The organism is Streptococcus suis, assembly GCF_002964575.1.
Taxonomy (GTDB): domain Bacteria; phylum Bacillota; class Bacilli; order Lactobacillales; family Streptococcaceae; genus Streptococcus; species Streptococcus suis_R.
This window is the reverse complement of record NZ_POQQ01000057.1, coordinates 67232-86663: the sequence shown is the minus strand read 5'-3', so window position 1 is coordinate 86663 and position 19432 is coordinate 67232. Positions and strand designations below refer to the sequence as shown.

Here is a 19432-nt window from a genome sequence, read left to right as displayed (position 1 = left end):
ACCATGGACAAACCCTTTACACCCAAACAAACCTGTCGATTTTTCGTCTTGTTTTACGGCCTATTTTCTGCTTACTCTATCTACTCTTACATGGTCAATGAACCAATTAGCAGTGGTGCGTTCCTGCTCACACTACCTACTGTTCAAATCATCAAATCCTATAAAACAGCAGAAGAAAAACGCTACTTTCTCATTCAATCTGTCTTTGCTCTATTTGCCATGACCTTGACCTATTCCGTGGGCATTTGGCTGTGACATGTCAAACTACTCATCCTCATCTTACCTGCTGGATTCGCTATCGCTATCCTCTATCGACTGTATTTCAAAAAGGAGAAGCCAGATGAACGTTGACAAACCGAAACTCATTCTCGCTTTGATTGTTTTTTTCTATACAACAATTTGCAGCCTGTATATACATAGCTTTTTGGCTGGGGACAATCCACCAATCGTTAGCTTACTGTTCACTATACTTCCATTCTTAAATAGCGACCGGCAGACTAGCAGCCCAGAAGCAAATGCTGTCCAAAAAGCTATCTATCTTTATCGTAAACCACTGCTCTGGTTTCTCTTGGCAGGTTTTGTCCTGACCTTCTCCATTGGATGTTTCACTGGACAAATCAAACCGCTCCTAGCTGGATTCTGGGGAATGTTAGCTATCCTACTCTTTGTTGGACAATTGAAAAAATAAGAAGTTAGACCAATAGAACAGGAGAACTCTTCCTAATTATCGTGCTGGCGCAAGTCCAGCCTTTTTTATTACAAAATCGTCCACTTTGTCGCTTACTTTTTTCCCTATTTGTGCTACAATATGCTCATCTTTATTTTTTTGAAAAGGTAGCTTTATGAAAGCATTTAAGATACACCTTACTCCCAGTCAACGAATTATTCTGAGCTTTCTACTCGTTATACTGGTCGGCTCTCTCTTACTCAGTCTGCCCATTTCGCAAGTTCCTACATCGACTGCTAGTTATTGGGACCATCTGTTTACAACCGTTTCAATGGTCTGCGTGACAGGATTGTTTACAAAGGCTGTTGCCGATACCTATTCTACAGTGGGTCAAATCATCTGTATGTTACTCATTCAGATTGGAGGACTGAGCCTGGTTGGCTTTGTCGGTCTCTTTGCCCTACGAGGTGGTCGGAAAATCAATTTTATGAGTATGGCAACCCTCCAAGAAGCCCTCAATCGCTCCGATACCAAGCATTTTAGAAGCTTTCTCAAGTCCGTTTTTGGATTTACCCTATCCATTGAAACACTGGGAGCCATTCTCCTATCCTTTCATTTCGTGCCAGAATTTGGTTGGGCTAAGGGTTTATTTACTTCTATTTTCTTAGCTGTTTCAGCTTTTTGTAATGCTGGTTTTGATAATTTCGGAGCCAACAGCATTGTCCGCTATGTTGACAATCCTCTGATAAATCTGACCTTAGCCAGCCTCATCATCATGGGAGGACTTGGATTTTCAGTCTGGTTTGATTTACACACACAGCTTGGTCAAAAACACCATCTTCGCAAATTAGGTTTTCATACCAAGGTCGTTCTAGGCTTAACTGCAACTATTTTGGGATTAGGAACCCTGTTGACCTTACTTACAGAGTGGAACAACCCTGCTACCATCGGTAATCTATCCTTTGGTCACAAACTATTGGCTAGCTTTTTCCAAACGGTGACCATGCGAACGGCAGGATTTGCCAGCATTGATTATACACAGGCAGAACCCATCACCCTCCTTATCTACATCTTCCAAATGATGTTGGGAGGAGCGCCAGGTGGAACGGCAGGAGGGATAAAAATTACAGCCTTTCTGACCTTGATCCTCTATGCCCGTAGCGAGATTTTGGGACTGCCCCATACTAACTTCCTTGGTCGAACCATTGACGGTCTGACCATCCGCAAGGCCTTTGCGACCTTCTCTGTCTTCCTTCTTGTATTTTTAGCAGGCTTATTTGCCCTCGCTATCACAGACAAGCACCAACCCTTACTTTTCTTGGTCTTTGAAGTGATGTCTGCCCTAGCAACCGTTGGAGTAACTGCCAACCTGACCCCGTCACTAAGCATGGCAGGACAGGCTGTTATCATGGCCCTCATGTTCTTCGGTCGCATTGGCCCCCTATCCATTCTGGCCAGTCTTGCCCTCCGCAAGGCTTCTAAAACAGAAAGCCTGCAATACGCTAAATCATCTATGTTAGTTTAAGAACCTGTATGTGCAGTTCAGCACTTCACTTGTGAATATAGCTTCTAAAAAGGAGAAATCATGCCAAACTATACTATCGGAATCCTGGGCTTAGGAGTATTTGGTACCACCATTGCTAAGACCCTACACAATTATGACTGCAATATCATTGCCATTGATAACCATGAACAACAGATTAACCACCTTGAACCCATTCTCACTCGAGGAATTGTCGGTGATATAACAGACCGTTCTCTCTTGCGAGCTGCGGGCATTGAAAACTGTGATGCAGTCGTCGTTGCAACTGGAGATAATTTGGAATCTAGTGTGCTCGCTGTTATGCACAGTAAGATTCTCGGAGTACCAATGGTCGTTGCCAAGGTCAAGGGAACCACAGCCAAAGAAGTTCTCCTCCGTGTCGGTGCTGACAAGGTCATCTCTCCAGAACGTGAAACAGGTATTTCACTGGCCAAGCAACTTCTTCATAAAGATACAACTAGCCTCCTGGAACTAGAAGGCAATGTGTCTATCGTAGAATTCCATCCACCTGCAAAATGGATTGGTAAGACCTTGGGTGAACTTAAACTCCGTCAGCACTACAAAATGAATATCATCGGTTACCGTAGCGGAGAAAATCAGGAATTGAACATCCAGCTAACCCCAGACTATGTCTTCAAGAGCCACGAACTCATCATGGCTGTTACAGACCATAATACCGTAGACCATTTTGAAGATTTAACCCATTAAAATAAGGAAAAAGCCTATTAGAAATGATACATTCTAATAGGCTTATCCTCTGTTACCAAGGAGATTTTATGAGCGACTTAACCAAGGGCAAACCCATTCTAGTCATCTTACAGTTTGCCATCCCCCTGCTAATTGGTTCCTTCTTCCAATTAGCCTATAACTTTGCCGATTCCATGATTGTTGGTCATACCTTAGGCAAAGATGCCTTTGCCAGTGTTGGCTCGACTGCCAGCTTGATTTTTCTCATCATCGGCTTTGCCCAAGGTGTGACAAATGGACTGACCATTCTTTCTGCCCAACGCTTCGGAGCTGAAGATTTTGAAGGACTGAAAAAATCCTTTGTTCATGGTCTTTTCTACTCTTTCCTTATCAGCCTGATACTGACAATCCTTGCATTGACTTTTTTACAACCTATCTTGGTCTTAATGAAGACACCTGCTAGTATCATCCAGCATTCTCAAGCCTTTCTGACTGCCATGTTCGGTGGATTGACCTTTACCATTTTCTATAATTTCCTGTCCTCAGCCCTGCGCAGCCTTGGAAATTCTAAAACACCTCTAGTGGCCCTTATCATTGCCTGTTTTATCAATATCGGTTTGGACTTTTTCTTTATCCTAGTCATGAAATGGGGTGTTTTCGGGGCTGGGTTTGCAACCATCACCGCCCAGGCTTGCTCCGTTATCTTCCTGATTTTCTACATCGTCAAAAAGGTTCCCCAATACCATATTAGCTTTTCTGACTTACGATTGGACAAGGACAATCTCAAGAAACACGCACAACTAGCTTTTCCTATGGGATTTCAAGCTAGTATCATTGCCATCGGAGCCATGACCCTACAGTTTATGGTCAACCAGCTAGGAACAGATGCCATCGCTGCCCAGGCTATTGCCCTCCGCACTGACCAACTTGCTATGCTACCAATGGTCAATCTGGGGCTGGCTATTGCAACCTTTACAGCCCAGAACTATGGAGCTAAACTCTATGATCGAATTCGAGAAGGAGTTCGCAAGGCACTCTACCTCAATATCGCTTGGGCTATTGTATTTGCGGTCATTCTCATCTTGGGCAATCGCTTCTTCTCTGGTCTCTTTCTGCCAAATGCCAGTCAAACCGTGCTAGACTTGGCCCTGGTTTACTACATCATTAACGGATCTTGTTACTGGATTGTAGCCTCTCTCTTTATTCTTCGTAGCTTTATTCAGGGGCTGGGCAAGGGCTTTATACCGACATTAGCAGGCTTTGGAGAATTGATTTTCCGAGCAGCAGTCGCCGTCATTGGCATGCAGTATTTCGGATTTTATGGAACAGCAGCCGCCAACCCTGCTGCTTGGATTGGCAGTATCTTGGTCCTCATTCCAAGTTCTATCATTTTTATGAAAAAATTAAAAGCTGAACAAAGTATATAAACAAGAAAAACGCATGAAATAAGCTCATGCGTTTTTAAAATAATATTTCCGTAAAAATTGGATATGCAAGATATTCCAAAGCGCTCCATAGCTAAGCCCAACCAAGAAAGCAAAGACGACTTGTACATTGGATACTGGTAGCAGATGAACAAAAAGAATGAGTCCTAAAATAAGCATTAATAGAATAGCTGTCGTCGTCTTATCCAACTTAAAATAGGCTGACAAAGGTTTGTCAGGACAGGCTTGCACTTCCTTGAATTGTTTAAAACTTACGCCAAGATTGGCCCCAGCCGCCCCCATAATCGCACCAAAATAATAGTGAGGAAGGAAGTAGACCGACAAATAAGCAACTGTAACATAGGCAAGCACCAACAAGGCATACATCAGTTTTTTCATGACCAACCTCCTAAATCGTTTATTTATATATTCGTTTACAAACATATTATAACATATTATTTTTGTCAGTCGCAAATATTTTACTGTTATAGTTGACTTTCTAACTCGATTTCCGCTAAGAGTTTGCCATAATAATCTTGCTCATCAGCCAATAGTGGACTATTAGGCAACATTTTTTTAGCCTGAGCCAGAGATTTTTTCAAAGCCTTGCTATCTTCCGTAATTCGCTGGTGGTAGAGAGCCGCGATGACTTGGTAATTTCCCATAGGATACTTGAGCAGAGCCTTGACCTGTTTGTCCTGCCCTAGTGCTCTAGCCTCTTCCTCCAGGCCTTGCAAGAGATAGACTTCCAACAGTACAAGTTTTGCCAGCTTCACCATATAATCATTGTCCGATGCCGCAATCAGTTTTTCCAAGCGTTCTTGGGCTTCTTGATACTCCCCTTGGAAAATCAGCACTTCCGTCCAGTTTAGATAGTGGGTTTGTGGTAAATGCCCTGGCAAGATTGGCAGATCCAAGACAAAATCGCTTAAGTTTGCTGCAGTTGGGTCCACCATGACTTGAGAGGTGTGTCTAAGTGCTTGATAGACCAATCGGCTATAATCTGGATGAGAACGCAACTCTTGTATCTTAGCACCATCCGCCATACCAGAAGGATTGGCATTGAGGATAAACAAGGATAGATTGAGGAGAATTTGCGAGAGAGGTAGGCTCCAATGCCCTGTCAAGAACCCGATCAAAACAGAAATAAGGATAAGACTGAGATGGACAATCAAGCCACCTGCAAACATCAGAATCGCCCGAGGGTCATTCTCATCTCCTTTGACTCCGATATACTGAGCAGCTGCCCCTTGCACAATCACGGTTTTCTTCCATTTCCATCCTTGGTCAGTCTTGACCAACAAGCGATTGCCCAAGCCAAGCGCCACCAAGTCAAAACCTGTCAGCCAACCAAAGAAGGCATGCCCTAATTCGTGGAGAATGAGGGTTAGGTAAAAAGTACCTAGAAACCAGACATAACCTAGACCAAACACCCACAGTCCATAGAAGGAATCATTTTCTGGTAAAAGTTGAGCCATCCCATAAGTCGAATACATGGCACTCGCAAAACCACAAAGAACAGAAACACCTATAACAATCCAATTCCATACTTTCTTCATAGCAAACCTCCTTTTTGTATAGTATAACAGAAAAAGACTAGAAAACCTAGTCTTTTACTTGTTTTTTTTTAGCAATGTAGATTTAGGAATTTGGATCATCTAAACTACGCCCATGTAAGCCTTTCTCACGTTGGACTTGGCGGAGTTTCTCTGGCGTCACATCGTTACCGTCTTCATCGACAATCTTGATGCCTTCAACATGGGCACGCACGCTACGGCGGTAGCCCTCGATGTACTCCTCACGAAGAGCTGCCTGTTCCTGCAACTCCTCCTCTGTCAAGCCTTCCGCCTTTTTCTTGCGGGCCAACTCATTGATCCGATCGATTTTTGCTTGTTCCATAATAACTCCTTTTATCTCTTAAAACACGGTCCACTTCCCTTGATTATCGGGTAAATATGCTTCCTGTGGTATCCGAGGATTGTAGGCAATTCTAACCACATCAACATTCTCTAATTGTCTTTTTCCTGTATAACTAACCGGAATTGGCCCTAACTTAATAACTTCACCTATCTTATAAATAATAACATCATAAATTTCATAGGTTTTTCCATCTACATCATAAGCATAAACATAGACATAATTCTTCTTAAAACGTAGTTGCCTCATAAAACGCCCTTGCGTTTCAGCAGTACATAGTTTCTGTTTGCATTTTTTGCGAATAGCAGGTTTAGCATTGCCCCTTTCTATCTTAGATGTTCGCCACATCCAACGAAAAAGGAATACTATAATAACAATCATCGCCAAAGCTTGCAAAGGAATGATAACATACAACTCTATAATTCTGAAAAGAGACATACTACCTACTTACTATTCAAGAGATTGAAGACCGCGACCACTGCCGCCTTGTCCGCCAAGGCTTTCAATAAAGCCAAGCGGTTGGCTTTAACCGCTGCGTCGTCTGCCATAACCATGGTATTGTCGAAGAAGGCCGCGATGACTGGGCTGAGAGCAAAGAGCTTGTCCAAGTTGCCCGCCATGTCTTCTGTCAACTCTAAGCTCGCCACTGCAGCAGCAAGGGCTTTTTCCTGAGCATTTTCAAAGAGGGCCTCGTCAATGACAGTCGCCTCTGCCTTTTCAGCCAAGTTGAAGACCCGTGACAAGTTTTCCACGGCTTCCTTGTAGTCAGCCTCTTTTGATTTTTGGAAAATAGCAGAGCTAGCTGCCAGTTGCAGTCTGACCACAAAGGTTGAGCTGGCAAGTACAGCCTCACGGATGTCTTTCGGAATCGCCTTATCCATCATCTTCTCTACACGAGCACGGATAAAGTCCATCACAGCTGGCTGGTTGTCATAGGTCAAGCTGGCAAAGTTCAAGCTATAGAGCTCCGCAATCAACTGATCCAATGGAATTTCCCAACCAAAAGCTTCCAAAATCCGCACGATACCCTGTGTTGCACGACGCAGAGCGTAAGGGTCGTTTGAACCAGACGGAATCAAGCCAACTGAGAAGAAGGAGAGAAGGGTATCAAATTTGTCAGCCAGTGCCAAGACCGCCCCGACCTTGCTCTCAGGCAATTCGCCTTCTGCTGAGTTTGGCAAGTAATGCTCACGGATTGCTGCTGCCACCGCAGGTTTTTCCCCTGCAAGAAGGGCATACTTCTCACCCATAATCCCTTGTAATTCGTCAAACTCGCCGACCATACCTGTCAAGAGGTCAAACTTGTAGATGTCCGCTGCACGTGCCACATCCGCTTTTTCATCCGCAGACAAGCCTGCCAAGTCAGCCAGTTTTTCTGCGATAACTTTGGTACGTTCCATGTGCTGGTAAAGGGAGCCGATTTTCTCATGGAAGGTCACGACTTTAAGGCGTTCTACCAAGTCAGCAATCTTGAGTTTTTGGTCTTCACGCCAGAAGAACTCACCGTCTTCCAAACGTGCTACCAAGACTTTTTCATTTCCCTTGATGACATTGTCAAGGTATTGGTCGTTACCGTTGCGGACGGAGATGAAGTTTGGCAAGAGCTTGCCAGCCTTATCACGCACCACGAAGTAACGTTGGTGGTTTTTCATGGAAGTCACCAAGACTTCTTCTGGTACTTCTAGGTACTTGGTGTCAAAGGAACCCATGAAGGCAGTTGGGTACTCGACCAGGTTGAGAACTTCATTGAGCAAATCCTCGTCAATCTCAACGGTCACATTGTGTTTGTCCTCGATAGCCTTGATTTGCTCGACGATCATATGTTGACGCTCTGCGGGGTCCGTAATGACAAACTGTGCACGCAAGTCGGCCTCGTAAGAATCTGCACTTGCAATCTCAGTTTCATTTCCAAGGAAACGATGACCACGGCTGATGCGAGCGGATGAAATGTCCAAGAAATCCATATCCAACGCCTCGTCGTCCAAGAGAACGGTCAGGGTGTGGACAGGGCGGATATAGGCGAATTTGTTGGATGCCCAGTTCATGCTGACAGGGAAGGTCATCGCCTTCAAAACCTCTGGAATGTCCGCCAAGACTGCCTTAGCTGGCTGGCCAGCTTCGTGCTTGGTCACGTAGACATACTCCTCACCCTTGATCTCGCGGAATTCGATGTCCGCTGTCGTCAAGCCTTTGCCACGGACAAAGCCCTCTGCCGCCTTGGTGAAGTTTCCGTCGGCATCCAAGGCAATCTTCTTAGCAGGGCCCTTGAAATCTTCGGTCAGGTCTGTCTGCTGGTCCGCCAAACCACGGACACGAACAGCCAAACGGCGTGGTGTTGAAAAGACGTCAATGCTATCAAAAGCCAAACGGTTGTCTGTCAAAAAGGTCGCCATGCGGTCACGCAACTGGTGCATGGCTGGGGTTACGATGTAGGCAGGAATTTCTTCCAAGCCAAGTTCAACAAGTAAATTCTTTGTCATTATTCTGCATCCTCCTTCAACAATTCTGCTCGTGTTGCTTCATCTAAAAGTGGGAAGCCAAGTTTCTTCCGCTCTGCCACAAAGGTTTTGGCAACGACACGGGCAAGGTTACGGATACGGGCAATGTAGCCTGCACGCTCAGTTACAGACACGGCACCGCGGGCATCCAGCAGGTTAAAGGTATGAGAACACTTGAGCACATAGTCAAAGGCTGGGTGAACCAAGCCCTCTTCCAAAGCCCGCTCTGCTTCTTTTTCAAACTTAGTGAAGTTTTCGAGAAGCATATCCTGGTCTGATACTTCAAAGGAATATTTTGAATGCTCATATTCTGGCTGGATAAAGATTTCACCGTATTTAACACCGTCTGCCCACTCGATGTCGTAAACGGAGTCAACTTCTTGAATATAAGAAGCCAAACGTTCCAAACCATAAGTTACTTCAGCTGTGACAGGACCTGTCGCCAAGCCACCAACCTGTTGGAAGTAGGTAAACTGCGTGATTTCCATGCCGTCCAACCAAACTTCCCAGCCCAAACCAGCTGAACCAGTTGACGGGTTTTCCCAGTTGTCCTCAACGAAACGAATGTCATGCTCCAAGGGATTGATACCCAAACGCTCCAAAGACTCCAAGTAGAGTTCCTGGATGTTAGAAGGCGACGGTTTCATCACCACTTGGAATTGGTGGTGCTGATAGAGACGGTTTGGGTTTTCCCCGTAACGACCGTCCGCAGGACGACGACTTGGCTCAACATAAGCCGCATTCCATGGCTCAGGACCGATCGCACGTAAGAAAGTGTAGGGGCTCATGGTACCCGCACCCTTTTCCGTATCATAAGCCTGCATGAGCAAGCACCCCTGCTCATTCCAAAATTGTTGTAAGGTCAAGATAATCTCTTGAAATGTAAGTTTTTTTGCCATAAGTTACTCCTGTTTCTTTTTAAATTTCTTTTTCTAATAATTCTTCCTGCACAAACCAGTTGAGTAGCGAAATGCTTTGGTCTGACTGCGCCCATTTATGATAGGTTTCAAAAAGTGCTTGGACCGAACCTACTTTCTCTACTAACTGGTCAATGGTGAGAAAACTTCGCCAGTACTCGTAAAAAATACTCGCGTAATCTCCTTCGTAAGTGGATTTTCCAAAAGCATCCAAGGAATGCCAGCCGTGTTTTTCTTGAAAGAGGTCAACCAAGAGCTGATTACAGAACCGCTCTTGAGCAAACTCTTCTTCTGTCAAAAAATACTGTCTGCTGATGTACTCGACCATGCCCTCTTCAAACCAGATGTTTGCATCATAGTCCGCAAAGTCATCCAGAAAAAGGTCTGACCAATGCGCCAGCTCATGACCGATAATTTGCAACAGATGATTTTCCGACAATCCTTTGTAGTGAGCACTCAATGTCTGCAAGTCTGGGCTGTTCTCGTAGCTATCTAGTTGATGCTGGTAAATCTTTTTCCAAACTGCTAAGTCTGGTGTCATGACCATGCGGATATCATTAGTGTAGGCTGGTACGGGACTTTGGCCAAGTAATTTTCTTGCGGCTTCTTCATTTGCCCAGATAAGAGCTTGAGGCAAATCACGAACTTGATATTCCTTCCTTAGAAAATGGATATAGTCATGCCATTTTGCCTCGTATTTTGAGACAAATTGCTGATAGTTAAACAGCTGTTCTTGGCTATCCACTAGATAAAAATTCTTCATATCCTCTCTTTCCTCTCTGGTAAAACAGAAAAAGAACCACATTCCCTTCCCCTGTCAACAGACATAGGGGCGTTGAGAACGCGGTTCCACCCTAATTTATTACTTCATTTTTATGATTGATAAGCAGTCAGACATGGTCACGACTGGGAAAGCGCCAATTATTTCAAGACTGGCTTGGCTTTCACTCTCCCAAGCTCGCTAGACAGGCTTTTGAAACAACCTTCTTTCATGCTTAGTATTGTAGCAGAAAATTCAGCATTTGTCTAGAAAGACCACTATTTATCAGAACACAATCTCGCTGACAAATCCTACAAGGCTATTGCAGGCGTATCGCAATCTAGTAGATATTTTTCTGGTACTACTCCCAAGAATTTTTCTGCGTGTTGACTGATAAAATCAAGGGCATTTTCCAAATCTTCTACTCTATCAGAATTGACCAACTCCATGACCAAGAAAGCATTCTTTGTCTCATCCGTAATCATGGTTCGCTCACCATCACGCCAGTTGAAACAGCGACATACCGCACCTTTATCATCCTTATAGCAAACTTCACCTGGCAAGGTTGGTTGATTGACCTCATCTCCAATCAGATAGAACTCATCTCCACCCTCGGTAACTGTTAAATGTAAATCGCCTACAAAAGTATCTATATCTTCCGCACCACATGGAAGACCAAAACGCAAGCTTGCTGCATTATAAATATCCACTAAGGGCGAGATTGTCGAAACTGGACGGTCACTAGCAGAACGCTTCAAAAGTGCTTCAATACTAGAACGTGCACCTTTTTTAGTTTTGAATTTTTGATAAGCTTGGCGATACGTTTGGATGACTTCATTTTCACTAAAAGTATCTTCTGTGAGAAATTTCTGGGCAACTCCGTTGCTTTCTTCCAGTAATTTCACTAATTCATCAGGCGATTGCGCTGGCGTTTTATAATCTTTCAATAATAGAACTCCAATTTTTGCATCTGGAAATAGACTCCAAAAAGATGAATCAACAATAAATTGTGACATATTCTTACTCCTTTTTTATACAAAATCAGCACCCTATGAACATCTTCAAAGACCTAACGATGTTCATAAAATGCTGATTCAAGACTACCCGGTGGCAGTAAATATTTGGTTGCTTTCATTGTATAATATTGCTTTTAAAAAAGCAATTAATAAATCAAAATGCGAAATGCCTGATTTCCTTACTATCTATGACTAATCTTTCTGGTCAAGAAATCACCAATAAACTGAATAGCAAAGATGATAACCAAAATCAAAAATGTTGCAAGGAAGGTCACATCATCATTGTAACGCAAGTAACCATATGAAAGGGCAACCTGTCCCAAACCACCTGCTCCGATAGCTCCTGCCATAGCTGTATAGCCGACCAGAGAAACCAGGGCAAAGGTCGTCACCCGAATCAAGTCAGGCAGACCCTCACGCAGATAGACAAGGACAATATCCCAGAAAGTCGCTCCTGAAGCCTGAGCGGCCTCAATGACACCGCGGTCCAATTCTGACAAGACCACCTCAACCTGACGAGCAAAGAAGGGGAAGACTGAAAGTGCAAGGGGCACCAAGGCTGCCTCTGTACCAATCGTTTTTCCAACAATAATTTTTGTCAAAGGAGCAATGGCCGCCAACAAAATAATGAAAGGAATGGCACGGAAAATAGAAGCCACCTTATCCAAAATCCAATAAACCGTCTTATTTTCAATGACACCCCGAGGACCAGTCAATACCAAGAACAAACCTGAAACCAAGCCCATAAAGCCACCAAAAGCAAAGGAAACAAAGGTCATATAAAGGGTCAAATTAAAATGTGTTAACCAACCTGTCTGACCATCCCAGCCCAATTTATAAATATCTGGAAAATTCGTTTGAATCCATTCTAACATCTAGTTTGCTCCTTTCAAAATCGTCACTTCCACACGCGCCTCCGTCACTGCCTCAATCGCACGGTGCAACTGACCAGGCTCTCCAGAGAGAATAACTACCATCTCACCGACTGGCGTATGGTCCAAAATCTCAATATTGCCATACAAAATATTGGCAGATACTTGATAGAATTTGTACAAATCATTAACAATGGCCGTATCCGTGTTGGAACCAGCATACTTGAGTTGCACCAAAATACTGTTTTCAGGCAAATTCTGAACAATATCCTGCTGGTAAATTTTCACCAAGGCTTCATCAATTCCTGTTGCTGTTTTGATGAAATCCTGGGTCAATTCTTCTTTTGGATGAGAGAAGATTTCTAAAACTGAACCCTCTTCGATCAAGCGACCATCTTGCATAACAGCCACACGGTTACAAATGTCTTTTACAATCTGCATCTCGTGGGTAATCATGACAATGGTCAAGCCCAGTTTTTCATTCAATTCCTGCAAGAGTGCCAAAATCTGTTTAGTCGTTTTCGGATCCAAGGCAGAAGTAGACTCATCAGAAATCAAGATTTTAGGGTCATTGGCCAAGGCACGGGCAATGGCAACACGTTGTTTTTGACCACCAGACAGCTGAGCTGGATAGTTTTCAGCACGATCCGAAAGACCAACCAAATCCAACAACTTAGCAACTTTTTCTTTCTTCGCTTCCTTGCTCAAGCCAGAATGCTTGAGAGCAAAGGCTACGTTTTCTTCTGCCGTCATTTGAGCCATCAGGTTGAAATGCTGGAAAATCATCCCAATCTCACGACGTTTGCTTCGCAGTTGAGCAGGGGTAAGCGTGACCCGATCCCCCTCATAAATCACATCCTCATCAATGGTAATCTTACCTGCTGTCGGCACTTGCAACAAATTGATGACACGGACAAGGGTAGATTTCCCAGCACCAGAATAACCTACGATACCGTAAATATCCCCTTGATTGATATGGATGGTCACATCCTTTACCGCTTCGATGGTCCGTTTTTTCTGCTGGAAGGTTACATCAATATTATCTAGCTTAATCATTTCCTTACTCATAACTTGCAATTAACTCCTCTACTAATTCAACATGGCTATAGTAGTCAGCGATGCTGACATTTTCATCACCTGCATGGTCACGACTGTTGGCATTTCCTAGACCAAATCCTGCAATCGGCACACCTAGAGCATGAAAGACTGTGTGCATGGGTCCTGTCCCCGGTGAAGTCGGCAAGACAGCCACTCCTTCTGGTGTCAATTTTTTAGCCAATTCAATCACATTGACAATGGCAGGATGGGACATATCACTTCGGTAGCTCATTTCCCCCAAAGTAAAGATAACCTCAACTTTGTCAAATCCGTGCTTGTCCAAATGCTGGCGAATCTTATCTAATACATCATGTGGCTCCAAACCAGGCACCAGACGAACTTCCATTTTTGCAGAAGCCTGAGCTGGAATAATGGTCTTGACACCTTGTCCAAGATAACCAGTTGACAAACCTTCAATAGTAATCGACGGTTCAAAATACAAACGTTTCAGGAACTCACGACGGTCTTCTACCAAGGTCGGTAGGGTCAAGCCATAAATGTCTTTCATGGACTGACTGGTCGCCAGTGCAAATTCCTCCACCAAGGCCAATTCACGCTCATTTGGCTCTTGCACCTGCTCGTAAATGCCCTCTACTAGAATTCGTCCATCTGCAGCCCGCATGGATTGAAGTGCTGATAATAAATACCAGCTTGCCGAATCAATGACTCCACCATAGGAAGAATGAATGTCCAAGTCAGCTGATTTGACCTGAAGATCAAAGGTCACAATTCCCTTATTGCCACCAGCAATCTCTAGCTGATGTAAGCTATTGCGGTGTCCTTGTTCCCAAACCAGCAAATCAGCTCCAAGCAAGTCTTCCTTGTATTTGGCAAGGTACTTATCCAAATCAACAGAAGCTGACTCCTCTGCCCCCTCCATGATAAAGATGACATTGACTGGCAAATGACCGTTTTGTATAGCCAGGTATTTTTTCAAGGCTGACAGACGAGCTGTAATATGCCCCTTATCATCGTCCACCCCACGACCATAGATATAGCCGTTGGAAATGGTCAATTCAAAAGGATGGCCCTTCTCCCAAACCTGATCGGCATCCGCTGGCACTGTATCGTAGTGGTTATAGAAAATCAAGGTTTTGGCATTTGGGACTGTCGCTGCAAACTTAGCCATGACAAAAGGTGCCGCATAACTATCATCCAGAATAACCTCTGCACCCGCCTCTTCAAACATCTCTTTCAAGTAAGTCGCCACATCCAAGAGACCAATCTGTTGAGCGAAAATGGATTTCTTTGAAATCAAGACTTTTAACTTTTCAAAATAGTGCTGAATAATCGCATCCTGTTCAAAAGCTTGAATTTTACTATCTGCCATGCTTCCTCCTCATTCAAATCTTCTAACCAAAATCAAAAATTTCTCGCATTTCTGACTCTGGTTAAGAGATTTTTCTTATCTCTATAAAAACAGATAGAGGGCTGAACGATCCTGTCCAGTCCTCAATCTATTTGCTTTTTACCAAACTGGCTCATCCATACCGTCAGATGTTGTTTCGATAACTTCACGAACTTCATCTGTGTGGTAAGCAGCAACGATTTTCTTAATCGCTTCAGCTTGTTCTGATTTTTCCCAATCACTACGAGCTGCAATCAAGTTATACCATTGTGCTGAGTTTTCATCTTTTTGCTCTTTATAAAGGGCATTCTTGTAATCCAAACCAGCTTCCAATACGAAGGTGTTGTTTACAACTGCTGCATCAACTGAACTAAGTGAGCTTGCTGTTTGGCTTGCATCCAACTCAGTGATTTTCAAGTTTTTCTTGTTTTCAGTAATATCAGCAATCGTTGCCAATTCTGTACCAGATACACCCACCTTGATCAAACCAGCTGCTTGAAGAAGGTAAAGGGCACGGCTTTCGTTTGTTGGGTCATTTGGAACCGCAATTTCTGCACCATCTGGAATTTCTTCTACTTTAGTGTACTTGTTTTTGCCATCAGCTGTACCTGAGTAAAGACGGATTGGTGAGATATAGGTATCAGCAATAGCAACCAAGTCCTCACCGTTTTCTTCATTCCAGTTGTTCAAGAAGTTATAGTGTTGGAAAGCGTTGATGTCTACTTCATTTTCAGCTACTGCCTTGTTTGGCTGTGAGTAGTCTGTAAATTGAGTGAACTCCAATTTCACTTCATCACCAAGGATTTCTTGGATCTTGTCCCAACGTGCTTGCTCAGAATCACTCAAGCTCATCACACCAACACGAACAGTTGTTGCTGATGAATCAGATGAAGAGCTACCACATGCAGCAAGTACACCTACTGACAAGGCAGCTGCTGCCAAACTAAACAATTTTTTTAATTTCATAAAAATATCTCCTTAATTTTTTGAACTGAAACTATCTTAACACAGAAAAAACAATCTGGCTAATTGGCTTTTTTTATAGAATGTTATAAGTTTCAGTTATAACAAATACCCTTGCAATTATAAGAGTTGATAATAAAAAGAGGGAACCCCCTCTTTAAAACACCTCCACCAAATACTGAAACAAGTCCCTATGCTGTTTGCAGTCATTGTAAAGAAATTCTGGATGCCATTGAAGCCCAAATAGGGCCTGCTTACCCTGACTCTCGTAGGCCTCAATCGTACCATCTCTCGGATCCAAACCTGTAGCTACTAATCCAGGTGCCAAATCCTTAATCCGTTGATGATGGAAGGAATTGATGGAGCTTCCTTGAGCAAACAGCTGGCTGACACGACTTTGAGGCTTGACCTGCAACCGATGAGAAGTCCCTTTGATATCCTCTTGCCAATGGTCCGCCACTTCCTGCTCCAAACTACCACCCAGAGCAACATTGAGCAACTGCATGCCACGGCAGACCGCAAAAATTGGTTTCCCCTGACGGAGCGCCTCTTTAATCAAGGCTAGCTCAAACTCGTCCCGCTCCCAAAGATAATCATCGCTGTCAATCAAACGCTTTTGACCGTACAAGCTCGGATCCACGTGCTGACCACCTGACAAAATCAGTTTATCAATCATGTCGATATAGTCCTTGGCCATATCAGGAGCCCCCATGGGAATGACAATCGGTACACCACCAGCCTGACGAACACCGTCCGCCAATTCACGCGCAACTGTCACGTAGCGACGACCTTCCGCAGTCGGAAATTCTCTTTCATTACCTGAAATACCAATAAGAATTTTTTTCATAGGAACTCCTTTCTAATCACTAAACCAGTATAGTCTTTTAGTTTACTTTTAGTACTCGCTCCAACTATCTGGTGGATAGTTGGAGGTTGGAAATAGAGCGAACAAAGTTCGCATCAACAGCTGCAGACAGTACTGGAGTACGGCAAAGCGAGTTCAAACAATCCAGTGGAGTGTTTGAAGTTGGAAATAAGGAAACGGAGTTTCCTCTTGCGTCGAAGTAATAAAAGTCAACTAAATGACTATACAACTCTGCTTCCTTGTTTTGCTCCATTCTACCACGCGCCTTATTGTCTGTCTAATATAGAAGTTTTATGGGCTGATAAAAAATAACTATCAGACCGACCAAGAAACCATTGCCCACAAGCATGAGCATGCCTGTTACCCTTCCATAGATAAAATCTATATCAGGCTTAAGAAAAAACTATATCGGAGCCGGCATTAAAAAGTCAAGCTTGATAAACAGGCATTTTTCAGACTTTTATATAGTAGAAATATCAAAAAAGTAGCTCATTTTTCATTCGTTATAGCCAAAACTTATAACTATCCCTAATTTTTTCCAATTATACAAGTGGGATTTTTTCTGTTAGGATAAGAGCATAGAAATATTTTTGGAGGAAATCCTATGACAACAACTATTATCGGCTTCCCACGTATCGGAGAACACCGTGAATTAAAATTTATCACTGAAAAATACTTTAGAAATGAAATTCCACAAGAAGAACTCTTGACAGCAGCTAAAGACTTGCGTGCTAAGCACTGGACTATTGTTAAAGAAACAGGCATTACTGAAATCCCAAGCAACGACTTCTCTCACTATGACAATGTTTTGGATGCAGCTGTTCTCTTCAACATCGTACCAAAAGCCGTTCAGGACCTAGACTTGACAGACCTTGAAAAATACTTCGCTCTTGCACGTGGCTATCAAGGAGACAAGGGTGATGTTCGTGCTAGACCAATGAAAAAATGGTTCAACACCAACTACCACTATATCGTTCCAGCTATTGAAAAAAACACAGACATCAAACTAGCTGGTCACAAGATTTTCGACGAATTCCAAGAAGCAAAAGACTTAGGTATCACAACTCGTCCAGTCCTTATTGGTCCATTCACGCTCTTACAATTAACTGACTTTGTAGAAGGGGTGAAAGCTGAAGATGTAGCAGATAGCTTGGTTGCTGCCTACGGACAAGTATTTGCAAAATTGGCAGAACTTGGCGCTGAAAAAATCCAGTTAGACGAGCCTAGCTTGGTCAAGGATTTGACTGCTGAAGAAAAAGCCCTTTTCCTCAACATCTACCAAACTCTCTTGGCAGACAAGAAAGGCTTGCAAGTCCTTATCCAAACCTACTTCGGAGATGTGCGTGATATTTACACAGAATTAACAAACCTACCAGTCGATGCCATCGGTCTTGACTTTGTTGAAGGCAAGGAAACGGCTACACTTGTTGCGACAGGCTTCCCAGCTGATAAAACTCTCTATGCTGGTATCGTCAACGGTAAAAACATCTGGCGCAACAACTATGAAAAGAGCCTGGCTGTCTTGGAGGCTATCCCAGCTGAAAATGTCGTTCTAACAACTTCTTGTTCCCTTCTTCATGTACCATTTACAACAGCTAATGAAGAATTTGAACTTGCTATCCTCAACCACTTCGCCTTTGCGGTTGAAAAATTGAGCGAATTGCGTGATTTGGATGCTATTCGTAATGGTCAAGGAGAATCTGCTCTCACAGCCAACAAGGAACTCTTTGCCCTTGAGCGTGTTGGTCGTGATGCAGCCCTTGCAGACCGTTTGGCAGGTTTGACTGACGCCGACTACACTCGTCTCCCAGTCTTTGCGGAACGTGAAGCTATTCAACGCGAGAAATTGAACTTGCCACTGCTTCCAACCACTACGATCGGTTCTTTCCCTCAAACTAAGGACGTCCGAAGTACACGTTTGGCTTTCCGCCGTGGAGAAATCACCGAAGCCGAATACGATGCCTTTGTTGAAGCTCGTACGGATGAGTGGATTAAGTGGCAGGAAGAAGTTGACTTTGATGTACTGGTTCACGGTGAATTTGAACGCAACGACATGGTTGAATACTTCGGTGAAAACCTATCTGGCTACCTCTTCAGCAAAAACGGTTGGGTCCAATCTTATGGACTTCGTGGCGTAAAACCACCAATCATCTGGGGTGATGTTACTCGCTTGAACCCAATTACTGTTAAATGGTCTAGCTATGCTCAAAGCCGTACCAATAAACCAGTCAAAGGGATGTTGACAGGTCCTGTAACTATCCTCAACTGGTCTTTCCCACGTGAAGACATCTCTATCAAGGAATCAACCCTTCAAATCGCCCTTGCTATCAAGGAAGAAGTTCTCGACCTTGAAGCAACAGGTATCAAGATTATCCAAATTGACGAAGCAGCCCTTCGTGAAAAATTACCACTCCGCCGTAGCGACTGGTACAGCGAGTACCTTGACTGGGCAATCCCTGCCTTCCGTTTGGTACACTCAACTGTTGCACCAGATACTCAAATCCACACTCACATGTGCTATAGCGAATTTACAGACATCATTCCTGCTATCGACAATATGGATGCAGACGTGATCTCCTTTGAAGCTAGCCGTTCAAATCTCGTAATCCTAGACGAACTCAAGGCTAAGAACTTCCAAACCCAGGTAGGTCCTGGTGTCTATGACATCCACTCTCCACGTGTCCCTGCCGTTGATGAAATTGCACACACTATTCAAGCCATCCTTGCAAAAGTACCGAAAGAAAAAGTTTGGATCAACCCAGACTGCGGACTCAAGACTCGTGGCGAATCAGAAACAAAAGCTAGCCTTATCCACTTGACCCAAGCAGCTAAGGCAGCCAGAAAGGAACTCTAATTT

19 protein-coding genes are annotated in these 19432 nt (G+C 43.7%); 6 read left to right on the top strand and 13 right to left on the bottom strand.

Annotated elements, in window-relative coordinates; translation table 11 throughout:
• Window positions 1-3 precede the first annotated feature (3 nt).
• The 5 genes from C1E58_RS08190 to C1E58_RS08170 all read left to right on the top strand — a co-directional run bounded on the left by C1E58_RS08190 (window position 4) and on the right by C1E58_RS08170 (window position 4324).
• Complete coding sequence (locus C1E58_RS08190) at window positions 4-255, top strand: MFS transporter (protein WP_238142257.1); 252 nt, start codon at window positions 4-6, stop codon at window positions 253-255.
• Window positions 256-340: 85 nt separating this feature from the next.
• Window positions 341-688, top strand: coding sequence for a hypothetical protein (locus tag C1E58_RS08185; RefSeq protein WP_105210003.1), 348 nt, complete (start codon window positions 341-343; stop codon window positions 686-688).
• Between the two features lie 154 nt (window positions 689-842).
• Complete coding sequence (locus tag C1E58_RS08180) at window positions 843-2192, top strand: TrkH family potassium uptake protein (protein ID WP_105210002.1); 1350 nt, start codon at window positions 843-845, stop codon at window positions 2190-2192.
• Window positions 2193-2252: 60 nt separating this feature from the next.
• Window positions 2253-2918 (top strand): potassium channel family protein, encoded by a 666-nt coding sequence (locus C1E58_RS08175; protein WP_105210001.1) that lies wholly within the window; start codon window positions 2253-2255, stop codon window positions 2916-2918.
• A gap of 68 nt (window positions 2919-2986) precedes the next feature.
• A complete protein-coding gene (locus tag C1E58_RS08170) occupies window positions 2987-4324 on the top strand; it encodes an MATE family efflux transporter (protein ID WP_105210000.1) in 1338 nt (445 codons plus the stop codon).
• 24 nt (window positions 4325-4348) lie between these two features.
• Here C1E58_RS08170 and C1E58_RS08165 read toward each other — a convergent pair whose 3' ends face one another.
• The 13 genes from C1E58_RS08165 to C1E58_RS08105 form a co-directional block, all read right to left on the bottom strand.
• Window positions 4349-4720, bottom strand: a complete 372-nt coding sequence (locus tag C1E58_RS08165) for a hypothetical protein (RefSeq protein ID WP_105209999.1) — start codon at window positions 4718-4720, stop codon at window positions 4349-4351.
• 86 nt (window positions 4721-4806) lie between these two features.
• Window positions 4807-5880, bottom strand: a complete 1074-nt coding sequence (locus C1E58_RS08160) for a site-2 protease family protein (RefSeq protein ID WP_105209998.1) — start codon at window positions 5878-5880, stop codon at window positions 4807-4809.
• Window positions 5881-5962: 82 nt separating this feature from the next.
• Entirely contained in the window at window positions 5963-6220 is a 258-nt protein-coding gene (locus C1E58_RS08155; RefSeq protein ID WP_024378147.1) for a DUF896 family protein, read from the bottom strand.
• A gap of 18 nt (window positions 6221-6238) precedes the next feature.
• Window positions 6239-6676, bottom strand: a complete 438-nt coding sequence (locus C1E58_RS08150; protein ID WP_105209997.1) for a hypothetical protein — start codon at window positions 6674-6676, stop codon at window positions 6239-6241.
• Between the two features lie 5 nt (window positions 6677-6681).
• Entirely contained in the window at window positions 6682-8718 is a 2037-nt protein-coding gene (gene glyS / locus C1E58_RS08145) for a glycine--tRNA ligase subunit beta (protein ID WP_105209996.1), read from the bottom strand.
• On the bottom strand, window positions 8718-9635 hold the full coding sequence (gene glyQ / locus C1E58_RS08140) for a glycine--tRNA ligase subunit alpha (RefSeq protein ID WP_024403586.1): 918 nt from the start codon (window positions 9633-9635) through the stop codon (window positions 8718-8720). Before glyQ ends, glyS begins: the two co-directional genes overlap by 1 nt.
• Before the next feature lie 19 nt (window positions 9636-9654).
• Window positions 9655-10416 carry an elongation factor Tu gene (locus C1E58_RS08135; protein WP_024380535.1) on the bottom strand — a complete coding sequence of 254 codons (762 nt, stop codon included), beginning with the start codon at window positions 10414-10416 and terminating at the stop codon, window positions 9655-9657.
• A gap of 308 nt (window positions 10417-10724) precedes the next feature.
• Window positions 10725-11429 carry a B3/4 domain-containing protein gene (locus tag C1E58_RS08130; protein WP_105209995.1) on the bottom strand — a complete coding sequence of 235 codons (705 nt, stop codon included), beginning with the start codon at window positions 11427-11429 and terminating at the stop codon, window positions 10725-10727.
• A 182-nt stretch (window positions 11430-11611) separates the two neighbouring features.
• On the bottom strand, window positions 11612-12304 hold the full coding sequence (locus tag C1E58_RS08125; protein WP_029179347.1) for a methionine ABC transporter permease: 693 nt from the start codon (window positions 12302-12304) through the stop codon (window positions 11612-11614).
• Window positions 12305-13369: a methionine ABC transporter ATP-binding protein gene (locus C1E58_RS08120; protein WP_105209994.1), complete on the bottom strand. Its 1065-nt coding sequence runs from the start codon at window positions 13367-13369 to the stop codon at window positions 12305-12307.
• A complete protein-coding gene (locus C1E58_RS08115; protein WP_105209993.1) occupies window positions 13362-14729 on the bottom strand; it encodes a M20/M25/M40 family metallo-hydrolase in 1368 nt (455 codons plus the stop codon). Before C1E58_RS08115 ends, C1E58_RS08120 begins: the two co-directional genes overlap by 8 nt.
• Before the next feature lie 138 nt (window positions 14730-14867).
• Window positions 14868-15713 (bottom strand): MetQ/NlpA family ABC transporter substrate-binding protein, encoded by an 846-nt coding sequence (locus C1E58_RS08110; protein ID WP_105114020.1) that lies wholly within the window; start codon window positions 15711-15713, stop codon window positions 14868-14870.
• 154 nt (window positions 15714-15867) lie between these two features.
• A complete protein-coding gene (locus C1E58_RS08105) occupies window positions 15868-16557 on the bottom strand; it encodes a gamma-glutamyl-gamma-aminobutyrate hydrolase family protein (RefSeq protein WP_105209992.1) in 690 nt (229 codons plus the stop codon).
• Window positions 16558-17179: 622 nt separating this feature from the next.
• On the opposite strand from C1E58_RS08105, the gene metE reads away from it, so the two are divergent.
• Window positions 17180-19429, top strand: a complete 2250-nt coding sequence (gene metE / locus C1E58_RS08100; RefSeq protein WP_105209991.1) for a 5-methyltetrahydropteroyltriglutamate--homocysteine S-methyltransferase — start codon at window positions 17180-17182, stop codon at window positions 19427-19429.
• The last annotated feature ends 3 nt before the right edge of the window (window positions 19430-19432 follow it).